Annotated in this window: 12 protein-coding genes and 1 other RNA gene; 10 read left to right on the top strand and 3 right to left on the bottom strand. The window is 61.1% G+C overall.

Going from position 1 to position 12,113, the window contains the following annotated elements; translation table 11 throughout:
* Positions 1-181: 181 nt before the first annotated feature.
* Complete coding sequence (locus K2Q04_RS14170) at positions 182-1,900, top strand: Na/Pi symporter (RefSeq protein WP_291164981.1); 1,719 nt, start codon at positions 182-184, stop codon at positions 1,898-1,900.
* Between the two features lie 93 nt (positions 1,901-1,993).
* Here the strand turns inward: K2Q04_RS14170 and K2Q04_RS14165 are convergent, their stop codons facing one another.
* Positions 1,994-2,677: a ClpXP protease specificity-enhancing factor SspB gene (locus tag K2Q04_RS14165; RefSeq protein ID WP_291164979.1), complete on the bottom strand. Its 684-nt coding sequence runs from the start codon at positions 2,675-2,677 to the stop codon at positions 1,994-1,996.
* A 118-nt stretch (positions 2,678-2,795) separates the two neighbouring features.
* Positions 2,796-3,174: a transfer-messenger RNA gene (ssrA, locus tag K2Q04_RS14160) on the bottom strand.
* 266 nt (positions 3,175-3,440) lie between these two features.
* Between ssrA and K2Q04_RS14155 the strand changes: the two genes are divergently transcribed.
* Both K2Q04_RS14155 and K2Q04_RS14150 read left to right on the top strand, forming a co-directional pair.
* Positions 3,441-4,193, top strand: a complete 753-nt coding sequence (locus K2Q04_RS14155; RefSeq protein WP_291164977.1) for a CPBP family intramembrane metalloprotease — start codon at positions 3,441-3,443, stop codon at positions 4,191-4,193.
* A 57-nt stretch (positions 4,194-4,250) separates the two neighbouring features.
* Positions 4,251-5,045: a thymidylate synthase gene (locus K2Q04_RS14150; protein ID WP_291164975.1), complete on the top strand. Its 795-nt coding sequence runs from the start codon at positions 4,251-4,253 to the stop codon at positions 5,043-5,045.
* 7 nt (positions 5,046-5,052) lie between these two features.
* Here the strand turns inward: K2Q04_RS14150 and K2Q04_RS14145 are convergent, their stop codons facing one another.
* Positions 5,053-5,436, bottom strand: coding sequence for a hypothetical protein (locus tag K2Q04_RS14145; protein WP_291164973.1), 384 nt, complete (start codon positions 5,434-5,436; stop codon positions 5,053-5,055).
* A gap of 144 nt (positions 5,437-5,580) precedes the next feature.
* Between K2Q04_RS14145 and K2Q04_RS14140 the strand changes: the two genes are divergently transcribed.
* From K2Q04_RS14140 to pssA, 7 genes are all read left to right on the top strand, one after another.
* Positions 5,581-6,096, top strand: a complete 516-nt coding sequence (locus K2Q04_RS14140; protein ID WP_291164971.1) for a dihydrofolate reductase — start codon at positions 5,581-5,583, stop codon at positions 6,094-6,096.
* A gap of 241 nt (positions 6,097-6,337) precedes the next feature.
* Positions 6,338-7,534, top strand: a complete 1,197-nt coding sequence (gene hflK / locus K2Q04_RS14135; RefSeq protein WP_291164969.1) for an FtsH protease activity modulator HflK — start codon at positions 6,338-6,340, stop codon at positions 7,532-7,534.
* A gap of 1 nt (position 7,535) precedes the next feature.
* A complete protein-coding gene (locus tag K2Q04_RS14130) occupies positions 7,536-8,435 on the top strand; it encodes a protease modulator HflC (RefSeq protein ID WP_291164967.1) in 900 nt (299 codons plus the stop codon).
* On the top strand, positions 8,432-8,617 hold the full coding sequence (locus K2Q04_RS14125; protein ID WP_291164965.1) for a DUF2065 domain-containing protein: 186 nt from the start codon (positions 8,432-8,434) through the stop codon (positions 8,615-8,617). The genes K2Q04_RS14130 and K2Q04_RS14125 overlap by 4 nt, the downstream gene beginning before the upstream one ends.
* A 198-nt stretch (positions 8,618-8,815) precedes the next feature.
* Positions 8,816-10,282 carry a Do family serine endopeptidase gene (locus tag K2Q04_RS14120; RefSeq protein WP_291164963.1) on the top strand — a complete coding sequence of 489 codons (1,467 nt, stop codon included), beginning with the start codon at positions 8,816-8,818 and terminating at the stop codon, positions 10,280-10,282.
* Between the two features lie 44 nt (positions 10,283-10,326).
* Complete coding sequence (locus K2Q04_RS14115; RefSeq protein ID WP_291164961.1) at positions 10,327-11,040, top strand: phosphatidylserine decarboxylase; 714 nt, start codon at positions 10,327-10,329, stop codon at positions 11,038-11,040.
* Between the two features lie 32 nt (positions 11,041-11,072).
* A complete protein-coding gene (gene pssA, locus K2Q04_RS14110; protein ID WP_291164959.1) occupies positions 11,073-12,005 on the top strand; it encodes a CDP-diacylglycerol--serine O-phosphatidyltransferase in 933 nt (310 codons plus the stop codon).
* The last annotated feature ends 108 nt before the right edge of the window (positions 12,006-12,113 follow it).

The following is a 12,113-nucleotide window of genomic DNA, read 5'->3' as shown; positions in this document are numbered from 1 at the left end:
TATGTTGAGGGCGGGATCTTTCCGCCGCCTTCAGGAGGGGACCGCAAGACTGCAGGGTCACAGAAGTGAAAATGAACCGATCTTTCCGGACTTCGTTTGATTTCGTAGAGCACTCCAGGCTATCGGCTATATGGCGGTTTAATTCCGACGAGCTCCGGACCGAAGCGTAGGCGAGGCGAGCATGTCCACGGCAATTGCCATTCTCGGCGGTGTTGGGCTGTTCCTCCTCGGCATGACCATCATGACGGATGGTCTGAAGGCGCTGGCGGGATCGGCCTTGCGCACCGTCCTTGGCAAAGCGGCGGCTACGCCGGTGTCGGGCGCCTTTTGGGGCGCAGTCATCACGCTGCTCGTGCAGTCTTCGAGCGCGGTGACGATGACGACGATCGGACTCGTCAGCGCCGGCCTTCTTACATTTCCGCAGGGGCTCGGCCTCGTGTTCGGCGCCAACGTCGGCACGACGGGCACGGGCTGGCTCGTGGCGCTGATCGGTGTGCGAGTTTCGCTCTCAACTTACGCGCTGCCGCTGATCTTCGCTGGCGCGCTGGCAAAATTACTTGGCAGCGGACGGATTGCGGCGGCGGGCACCGCTGTCGCTGGCTTCGCTCTGGTACTTTACGGGCTCACGACACTCCAAGAAGGAATGAGCGGTTTGGCGGAGGTCCTGCATCCGTCCGATCTGCCCGCGGTCATGGGCGCGCCGGGCGTTGGATGGATTTCAGGGTTCGCCGGCCTCATGACTTTGATCGGGATCGGCTTGGTCATGACCGCGGTGATGCAATCATCGACGGCTGCCATCGCAGTCACCATTTCGGCCTTCTACGCCGGAGCGGTGAACTTGGAACAGGGCGCGGCGCTGATCATCGGCCAGAATATCGGGACAGCGACAAGCTCTGCGTTGGCTGCCATTGGCGCCAGCACGACGGCGAAGCGCCTCGCCCTCGCTTATGTGCTGTTCAAGGTGATCGCGGCGCTTATCGCAATCGTGGCCTTTCCGTTCACGGCGGCATTGATGAACGCCTTAGCCGCATCGATTGACGGGATGACGCTCCTTGCCGCCTACCACACTGTCTATAACGTCGTGGGCGTCGCGGTGCTCCTTCCGGCAACGCAGTGGTTTACTCAAGTCGTCGAGCGTCTCCTGCCCTCCAAGCAGACGGCGCTTCAGCGCGCGCTCGATCCGAGCGCGCTCGCGAGCCCTGTGATCGCCGTCGAGACTGCCCGGCGCGTCGTGGCGCAGGTGCTCACGACAGTCGCCGCCTCGGTTTCCGCCGCTCTTTCAGGCAGGGCCAGCGTCGCGCAGGCGGACGTTGCGAAGTCGGGTGCTGCGCTCCAAGAGGTGCGGGATTTCTTGTCTGAACTGCAAGAGCCGCCCGAGACGGAAGACGAGCGGCTTCGCATGACAAGCACACTGCACGCACTCGAACACGCCTCGCGCCTTGTCGAAGTCCTGGCAGAGGGCGGCCTTCAACGAGAGCTAGCCAAGGCCCCCTATGACCTACGCAATGCAGAGCTGTGCAGAGAGGCCATGCGCGCGGCACAGGCAGTGGGTGGCTCGATCACATCGGAAACGGCGCTAAGTGCACGAGCAGAACCCATCGGCTGGAGTGTTTCGCCCGAGGTCGCCGCGGCGCTCACTGACGTGGCCGGGGCCGCCGCAGAACTCGACGCGCGGCAGCGGGACTATCGCGCTGGGATGCTTGCCTCTGTCGCGCCGGAAAAATTGACCGCGGCGGACGCCTTCGCGCGGATCGACGTCGCCCGGCGTCTCGACCGCATCGCGCATCATGCCTGGCGTTCGGCGGCACATCTCGTCGGCCGTGGCGAGGAGGACGATCCCGGCTCGTGGCCACAACCAGAGACGACTGCGAACGGAAAGTACGAGGATGAGCCCGGCTGAAGAACTATAAGCTCAGCGGCAAAGTGGCTTCCTGCAACACCGATCTTTCGATGTTTGCTTCACTGCCTTCTCACTCGCGATGAAGCGTTCCCGCTACTTCTTGCGGAACTGATCGAGGCTCAGGATCTTGGCGCCGCCTTCAGGTGCAGCCTGCGTTGCGGCCTCGCTATCGTCGCCGTCTTTAGCCGCTTCCTCTCCCGCGCGCGACGCGGGTTCCGGATTGGGCGGTACCGAAGAAGGACCTGACTTCACGGCAACCAAAGCCGGAGCGGCGTTCGGTGCATCCTTGTCGGGGCGGGCCTTGCGCGGCGCGCGCGGCTTTTTAGTTTGCGTGCGCGGCGTTTCCGTTACGTCGACGACGTCATAGGTCGCGTCGGCGCTGATCGCACGCGGCGCGGGCGGCGCCTCGCGATCGCTAGCTTCCTCATCGAACTGCAGCCCGTAGCGAACGCTCGGGTCGATGAAGACTTTGATGGCGGCGAAGGGAACGACAAGTCTTTCGGGAATGCCGTCGAAGGTGAGCTTGACCTCGAACCGGTCCTCCGAAACGATCAGATCCCAGAACCGGTGCTGGAGCACGATCGTCATTTCGGTCGGATATTTTTCCTTGAGCCGCTTCGACAGGATCACGCCCTGCGCCTGCGTAAGGAACGAGATGTAGAAATGGTGCTCGTCGGGCAACCCGGTCTTGACGACCTGCTGCAGTACCGCGCGCACAACGCCTCGCATCGCCTCCTGTTGTAGCTTTGCGTAATCTATGGACGGCCCCGATGCCATGCCTCAGCCTTCAATTCGCGAACACTTCGTTCTGACCTCTGAAATCAGATTTGCCGTCCCGTCAAGTCCCGTCCCATCAAGTCCGAGTGCCAGGGACATTCTAAAGGGACGCAGTAAAAGTGGAGGGCTTCTGTTGCCCGGTGCCCTCCGGACCGCGCCTTATCCTGCTAGGGATAAGGGCTTCAAGTTCAGGCTATTCGCACTGCATTACGCAGCGAGAGCGGCCTCAGCATAGTTGTCATTGGCAACTATTCTGTATGACCCGATAACGGTGGTATCATGCCGGGCAAAAGCTAAGTCCTTTACGCCTTCGTCGATCCTATTTCGCCCCCAGCAGATGCCGCCTTGTTCGCCCGATGTGCGAGGAAAGGCGGCATATGGTGGAGGCGCCGGGTACCGCCCCCGGGTCCGATCGGCTTATTACGACCGCGTTTATCGCCATAGCTGGCAGAGCCAGCACGACGAATATAGGGTGCAATGCTTTCGAAAAAAAGCGTTTCCGCGCCTATGTGCTCGCCACGACGAAGAAATCTGTGATCGGCGGAGCGACGATTGGACAGAGCGATTGGTGAACGAGACCCCCCATTTTGGCAGCCGGCGCCGCGATTTGAACGTGATGCGCCGGCAGGCGGGAGAACTACGGCCAAGAATTTATAGAGTGAGCGTATCGTCGCAAGATAAGGTCCCGCTCACGGGCCCAGGCCTGGGTTGCCTTCAGGGTCGAGCCTAAGATCGAGTGCCCCAACGTCGAATGCAAAGTCACGTGCAAAGTCGAGCTCAGATTTGGAAATGGGTGGCGACCGGCGTCTGCCTGGCGGTCGCGATCGTCGTACTGGCGACGGCTTCGGGCTACGGCGCTGCCGCCGTCTTCGATGTCTGGAGCCAGGTCAAGGAACCTCGCGCCTTCGCGGCCGGCGAACCCGAAGCGCTCATGACGGGACGCGTCGCCATATCGCTCTTCGCTTTTCAGGCGGTGACGGTCGCTTCTGTATTTCTGGCCAACGCTCGCCGCAGACGCGTTGCGGGCGCGCCCTTTTTGAATTTCGAAATGCCGCCCGGCGGCATCAAGACGATCGCGCTTTCCATCGTTGTGCTGATGGCGCTCGCGATGCTCTTCGCCTCCTTCGTTTTCGTTTTCAATCCGGACGCACTGCAGCATGACCTCCAGCCCTTCACCGAGATGATGAAGTCGCGGACGTGGTGGCTCATTCTCCTCGCGGCCGGTATCGGAGCGCCGCTCGCCGAGGAATGCCTTTTCCGAGGCTTGCTCTTCGGAGCCCTCAGACCGTCGCCGTTGGGATTTACCGGCGCGGCGGTCGTCACCGCGGTGACGTGGGCACTGCTGCACGCCAATTATTCGCTCTATGGCCTGGCTGCGATAACGCTGATCGGACTTTATCTTGCGTGGCTTCGCGAGCGCACCGGATCGCTATTGACACCGATCGTCTGCCATGGCGCCTACAACTCGATGGTCATCCTCCTGATGGCTTTCTCGGCCGCGGGATCGTTCGGCTAAATAGGCGAATGCCCACCGGAATCGATCAGCAGGCCAGAATCGATTAGTGCTCATCGAATGCAACAATACCTCGACCTGCTGCGCCGCGTCAGAACCGAAGGCGCGAAGAAAACCGACCGCACCGGCACCGGCACGCTTTCGGTCTTCGGCCACCAGATGCGCTTCGACCTGTCGGAGGGCTTCCCCCTCGTCACGACGAAGAAGCTTCACCTGAAGTCGATCATCGTCGAGCTGCTGTGGTTTCTGTCAGGCGCGACGAATACCCAGTATCTGAAGGAACATGGCGTCAGCATCTGGGACGAATGGGCGGACGCGGAAGGCAATCTCGGTCCGGTCTATGGCAAGCAGTGGCGAAGCTGGGAAACCCCTGATGGCGCGACCATCGATCAGATTGCCAACGTCGTCGACGATCTGAAGCGCAATCCGGATTCGCGCCGCATCATCGTGACGGCTTGGAATCCCGGCGACCTCTCGAAAATGGCATTGGCGCCCTGCCATTGCCTTTTCCAATTCTATGTCACCGACGGGAAGCTCTCCTGCCAGCTTTATCAGCGCTCGGCCGACGTGTTCCTCGGCGTGCCGTTCAACATTGCGAGCTACGCGCTGCTGACGATGATGATGGCGCAGGTGACAGGGCTGAAGCCGGGAGATTTCGTCCACACGTTCGGCGACGCGCACCTTTATCTCAATCACCTGGAGCAGACGGATCTGCAGCTGTCGCGCACGCCGCGCGCGCTCCCTGAGATGAAGATAAATCCCGGCGTCTCATCGATCTTCGACTTCAGATACGAAGACTTCGAGCTGACACGCTACGACCCTCACCCGCACATCAAGGCGCCAGTAGCGGTATAGTCGCGGTTTAGTTCGTGCTCGAGGTTGTGATTGCTGGCCGAGCCGCAGCATTCTGAGATCCACACGATTTGAACATAGATGCTTTCCTCACGGCTTCGGTTTCGCCTTTGAGACGGGCAATTTCCGGAGCGATATTATCTCCAGAGAGGCTGGAAACTGGAAGGCCGATAAGAATGACGCCGACGGTGTCATTCGTTCGAGCGTTTTCCTGTTGAACAGAGGCACTCGCAAGCGCTGTTGAAAGACGACCGGCCTCTTCGCTGAGCTGAGCGCAACTCCAGTTCTGATAGCCTACTTCGCTGACATACGCAGGAGAGATGCTATCAGGTGATTTAGCGCACCCGGCCACAGGAAGCGCAAGCATTGCAATCACGATCAAATTGTTCTTCATAAGGTCCGCTCAATCATTAGTCACAGAATGAGAATAAAGCGGAGCGCGATTCGCGATCCTGCGCAACGCGCCGCAATTTCGATTTGTGTGGGGAGAATTCGTGAGCGTTGATCAATTCACTTCGCGAGGGGGTTAGTAGGGTAGATGCGTGTTTCACTTATCGTCGCCGTCTCTGAGAACGGCGTCATCGGCCGCGACGGTGGCTTGCCCTGGCGGCTCTCATCCGACCTCAAGACCTTCCGTCGCCTCACGATGGATAAGCCCATCATCATGGGCCGCAAAACATTTCAGTCGATCGGGAAGCCCCTCGACGGTCGCGATAACATCGTCGTCACGCGAGACCCCTCATTCGAGGTCGCCGGCGTCTCGACGTGCGAGACGGTGAGCGACGCGCTGACGCTGGGACGCGTCCTCGCGACGACGCGCGGCGCCGAAGAGATCATGGTTATCGGCGGTGCGGCGATCTACGATGCCGCATTTCCGGTCGCAGATCGGATCTACTTAACCCGCGTTCATGCGGTGGTTGACGGTGACCGTCATTTCGCGCCGCTCGACGCCGCCCAATGGCAAAAAGTCAGCGAGGAGGCGCTGCCGCATGGCCCTCGCGACGACCATTCGTCGACGCTGATCGTTTACGATCGCCTGAAAACATCGGCGTAAGAAGCGCCACGCCGCACTTGAAGGCTCGCGCAGAGCCACCAAATTGGAATTAGCCAAAAAAAGCGGAATTTGCGATCGATCGGGGCCTGCCCTATAAGCTCCCGCGAAATCTCTTTTAACGACGTGGCTCAACCCTTTGTGGTGCATGTCTAACAATCGGCGACAGCGGTCTGTTGCCGGCGTATCCAAAGCGGGGGTCGCGATTTCACTCTTCAACTCAAATTCAATGAGGCCCTGAGTTATGCCCTGGACGAGTCAAGGCGGTGGCGGCAACCCCGGTGGGAATGGCGGCCGCAAGGGCGGTGGTGGTGGCCCGTGGGGCCAAGGGCCCTGGGGTCCGTCCGGCGGTGGTGGCGGCGGCGGTGGTAAAGAACCGCCCGATCTCGATGAAATTCTGCGCCGTGGCCAGGATCGCGTGCGCCAAGTGATGCGCGGCGGCAACGGCAACGGTAGCGGCAACTTCGGCGGCGGCGTACCGAAACCTTTCCTCTTCTTGATCGCGATGCTGCTGCTTGCAGGCGTCTCGTTCTACGGCTTCTTCTTCCGCGTCAATCCGGACGAGCAGGGCATCGTCATGCGGTTCGGCAAGTTCGACCGGTGGGAACCGGCGGGCCTGCATTTCCGCTGGCCTTATCCGATTGAGGAAGTTCGTCTCCCGAAAGTTACGCAGCAGCGTACGATTGAAGTCGGCGCCGGCCGCAGCGTTATTGGCGGCCAGGATAGCGGCTTGATGCTGACGGGCGACGGCAGCGTCGTTGACGCGCGTTTCGTCGTTTTCTGGCGCATCAGCCCTGAATCGGATCCGGCAACCGGAGAGACGGGCGTCGAGCAATACATGTTCAACATTGCGCAGCCCGAGACGACCGTTCGTGAGGTCGCCGAGAGCGCCATGCGTGAAGTTGTCGGTCAGTCGGCCCTTCAGCCGCTTCTGACGGGTGGCCGCCAGAAGATACAGGAAGACGTGCGCAATCTGATGCAGAAGACGCTCGATTACTATCGTGCTGGCATCAAGATCGATCAGATCCAGCTCAAAGAGGTCGACCCGCCGCAGGAAGTCATCAGTTCATTCCGCGAAGTCGCCGCTGCCGGTCAGGAAAAGGAAACCCTGGTCAAGCAGGCCCAGACTTATCAGGACCAGGTGACCCCGCGTGCCCGCGGCGATGCCGACCGCATCATTGCCGCCGCCGAAGGCTACCGCGATCAGACGATCGCCGAGGCGACGGGTCAGGCTGCCCGCTTCACGAAAGTCTACGACGAATACAAGAAGGCGCCGGACGTCACACGCGAACGGCTCTATCTCGAAATGCAGGAACGCGTTCTGTCTGGCGCCGACAAGATCATTCTCGATCAAAAGAACGGCGGCCAGGGCGTAATCCCGTTCCTGCCGCTGGAGCAGCTCCAGAAGCGCGACCAGCAACAGCCCGACGGAGCGAAATAATATGCGAGCGTTCTTCGCTTTTATCCTGACCGTTCTAGGTCTTGCGGCGCTGGGGCTCTACGCCTCCGCCTTCATCGTGCACCAGAACGAGCAGGCACTGGTGCTCCGCTTCGGTAATCCGCAGCAGGCCATCACGACGCCTGGACTGAAGTGGAAGGTGCCGTTCATCGACACCGTCGAAAAGTTCGACAAGCGCATTCTGGACCTTGATACGACCGAGCAGGAAGTGACGGCGTCCGATCAGCAACGATTGATCGTCGACGCTTACGCCCGCTATCGCATCACCGACCAGCTCAAGTTCTATCAGAACGTGCGCTACGAGGATCGCGTTCGTGAGGTCGTAGGACCGTTGATCGAATCTGAAATCCGTCGTGTTCTTGGCTCTGCAACTCTGCAGGAAGTCGTCAAGGACAAGCGCGAAAGCCTGATGAAGGAGATCGCCGCGCAGGTGAACAAGGAAGGCCGCGACTACGGTCTCGAAGTCGTCGACGTGCGCATCAAGCGCGCCGACCTTCCGAAGGAAAACCTCGTTAAGGTCTATGACCGGATGCGGGCGGACCGTGTTCGTGAGGCAACCGAGCTGCGTGCTCAAGGCGAAGCGGAGAGCAACCGCATTCGTGCCAACGCCGACAAGGACGTGACGATCATCAAGGCGACGGCGACGCAGAAGTCCGATGAAATCCGCGGCGACGGCGAAGCCGAGCGCAGCCGGATATTCGCGGATGCCTTCGGCCAGGACCCGGAATTCTTCCGCTTCTACCGGTCGATGCAAGCCTACACGGCTGCCATCAAGCCAGAAGACACACGTATGCTGCTCACGCCTGACAGCCAGTTCTTCCGGTACTTCCAGGACCCCAACGGCAAGGAGCCGGCCTCGCCGGCCCATGCCGACCAGCGATGAACGATCTCCTCGCGGGGCTTGGCGTCGCACTCGTCCTCGAGGGCCTTCTCTGGGCCGCCGCGCCTCAAAAGGCGCGGCGGGCCCTTGAAGAAATCTCAACTTTCAGCAATGGCCGCATCCAGGCCTGCGCCGTCGCCGCCGTGGCGCTCGGCGTTTTTGTCGTTTGGCTGGCCCGGGGATGAACCCAGGGACGACCCAAGGGACGATCCAAGGGATAAGGCGGAAACGACCAACTTATCCCCCCGCCTTGACGGTATGCTAAAGTTGCCATGTTGACGCTTGGATGTTGCGCCAATAACGCCTGCCAATCCGGGAACTGGCCGAACCGGCCCACCCGGCCGAACGAGCGTACGACGCGATCAGCCCTGGAGTTTTTGCGAATGATGAAGAAACGTTCGGCGCTTCTTGTCAGTGTTGGTTTCGCCGCGTTGTGGGGCTCAGCTGCGGCGGGACCCGCTCTGGCAGATTTCACGAACGGACCGACGTCCGTCGCTCCCCTCGCCAAGCGTCTCGAGGATGCGGTCGTCAACATCGCGACGTCTCAAACCGTCAAAGGCCCGGCCGGCAACCCGCTGCCGAAGGTTCCGAAGGGCGCACCCTTCGAAGACTTTTTCGATGACTTCTTCAACAAACGCGGCGGCGTGCCCCACGGCGATCGCAAGGTCTCGTCTCTGGGCTCTGGCTTCGTGATCGACGGCAAGGAAGGCCTGATCGTCACCAACAACCATGTCATCGAAGGTGCCGAGGAGATCGACATCAACTTCCATGACGGCTCGAAGCTCGTCGTCGAGAAGATCATCGGCCGCGATACCAAAGCCGACCTCGCGCTTTTGAAGGTCTCGCCGAAGAAGCCGCTTGCGGACGTGAAATTCGGCCCGTCCTCCGGCATCGACGTCGGCGATTGGGTCATGGCCATCGGCAACCCGTTCGGCCTCGGCGGATCGGTTTCGCTCGGCATCATCTCGGCGAAAAGCCGCGACATCAATTCCGGGCCCTATGACGACTATCTGCAGACCGACGCGGCGATCAACAAGGGCAACTCCGGCGGTCCGCTGTTCAACATGAACGGCGAAGTCATCGGCGTGAACACCGCGATCATCTCGCCGACCGGCGGATCCATCGGCATCGGTTTTGCGGTCCCTTCCGACACCGTCGCGAAAGTCATCGACCAGCTGAAGCAGTACGGCGAAGTGCGGCGCGGCTGGCTCGGCGTCAAAATCCAGACCGTCACCGAGGACATCGCCGAGACACTGGGATTGCCCGAAAACACAGGCGCGCTCGTTGCGGCCGTAACGCCCGGCAGCCCGGCCTCCAAAGCCGGGCTCGAAGCGGGCGACGTCATTTTGCGGTTCGACGGCAAGGACGTGACGACGATGCGTGGCCTGCCGAAGATGGTCGCCCAGGCTGAGGTCGGCCAGGCCGTCGACCTCGAGCTTCTTCGCAAAGGTCAGAAGCAGAACGCGCAAGTCACTGTCGGCCGTCTCGAAGACGACGACGACAACGCCAGCGATCTCAAGAACGACCTCGGCAAAGACGCCGATCCCAAGGGCTCGGCCATCATCGGTTTGACGCTCTCGCCTCTGAGCGACGACCTTCGCAAGAAGTACAATCTGGACGACAAGATCAAAGGCGTCGTCGTCGAGCAGGTCGATCCGCAAAGCCCCGCCGCGAGCAAAGGCCTGAAGCCGGGTGACGTCATCGTCGAAGCGGCGCAGGACAGCGTCTCCGAGCCCGACGACGTCGCGAAAAGCGTCGAAAAGGTAAAGAAGGCTGGCCGCAAGGCCGTGCTTCTGCGCGTCGAGGACGGTAAGGGCGATCTCCGCTTCGTCGCAGTGCCGTTGTCGTAACCCGCGTGCTATCGGAAGCGGAAATTCTCGGAGGGAGGTAATTCGTGTCCAAAGGTCACGGCATTCTCGATACGATTTTCGACCAGCTATCGCCCGTGCATCCCGATGGACACAAGTTCATCGGCATCGCCGCCGCGGTAACGTTGCTGTTCTTCTTCCTCTATCCGCCGCTCGGATGGATCTGCGCCGGCATCACGGCATGGGTCATCTACTTCTTCCGTGATCCGCCGCGCGTCACACCGTTGAGACCGGGCCTCGTCGTCTCCGCCGCCGACGGCAAGATCTCGGGCATCGAGAAAGTCGTGCCGCCCGCCGAGATGGGCCTTGGGCCGGAGCCGCGCACCCGCATTTCGACATTCCTCTCGGTGTTCGACGTTCACATCAACCGCGCGCCCATCGCAGGCCGCGTCGTCCGCTCCATCTACGTACCGGGCGCGTTTCTGAACGCAGCTCTCGACAAGGCGAGCGAAGACAACGAACGCCGGCTTATCGTCATCGAGACCCCAGCCGAAGGCGACGTCGGCGTGGTGCAAATCGCAGGACTTGTGGCGCGCCGCATCGTGACCTTTTGCGAGGTCGGTGACACACTCGGAACCGGCCAACGCTTCGGTTTGATCCGTTTTGGGTCGCGTGTGGACGTTTATCTGCCCCCCGGCAAAAACGCCCTCGTCAGCGTTGGTCAGCGTGCGGTTGCAGGCGAGACGGTTTTGGCAGATCTTCAATCGATCGAGCCGGAACGCGAAGCGCGTAACGCCTGAGGTCGTCGCGCGCCGCAGTTGAAACTTGAGGCATGGACCATAAGGAGCCTGCCATGGATGCGGACGAGCCATTCATCGAGACCGAAACGCGCCGGCGACGGCGCCGGTCTCTGTTCCGTCACCGGCGCGTGCCGGTGCGGATGCTGGTGCCGAATTTCTTTACGCTCCTCGGTTTGTGCGCAGGCCTGACATCGATCCGCATGGGGATCGAAGGCCGTTACGATCTGGCGCTGGCGGCGATTGTTTTCGCCGCCTGTCTCGATGGCATCGATGGCCGCATCGCCCGGCTCCTGAAGGCCTCATCCCGTTTCGGCGCCGAGCTCGATAGCCTCGCCGATTTTGTGAACTTCGGCGTTGCCCCGGCATTTCTGCTTTTCAATTGGGGTCTCGGCGACCTGAAAAGCGCGGGTTGGATCTGCGTAATGATCTTCGCGCTTGCATCCGCCCTTCGCCTTGCGCGCTTCAATGCGGCGCTCGACGATGAGAAGCCGAAGTGGCAATCGAACTACTTCATGGGCATGCCGACGCCCGCAGCGGCCATTGTCCTGCTGCTGCCGGTCTATCTCGACCAGCTCGGCCTAGCCGACATCAAAACGCAGTGGGCGTTGAAGGTCGTGCTCGTCTACACGGTGTTCGTCGCGTTCATGATGGTGTCGTCGATCCCGACATACTCCGGGAAGCTGGTCGGCGAGCGCGTCGGACGGGAATGGGTGCTGCCGATATTCGTCGTCGCGATCGGCGTCGTCGCGTTCCTGTTCACCTACCCCTACGAAACGCTGACCGTGCTGACGCTGATTTATCTCGGCTTCATTCCCGTGAGCTGGCGGAACTTCCGCGACAGGAGCGAGGGCGACGCAGCCGCCGCCGCTGCGCAGGCGGCTTCTCCTCAACCGAGCGAAACGCCCGCGCCACAGCAAGGCACGGGGCGCATCTTCACCTTCCGCCCGACTGATCCGACGAAATAAATGCGCTGGCGACGCGTGTTCCGCGCGCCGGCCGCCAGCGCCCCTCACTTCGTCTCTTCGGGCTGGCGATGATAGATGTCGTCGGTGCGCATGATGTCGTCCTCGCCG

The sequence above is a fragment of the Hyphomicrobium sp. genome (assembly GCF_019753045.1).
Classification (GTDB): Bacteria; Pseudomonadota; Alphaproteobacteria; order Rhizobiales; family Hyphomicrobiaceae; genus Hyphomicrobium_B.
The sequence above is the reverse complement of the archived record's forward strand: the minus strand, read 5'-3'. Positions and strand labels throughout refer to the sequence as shown.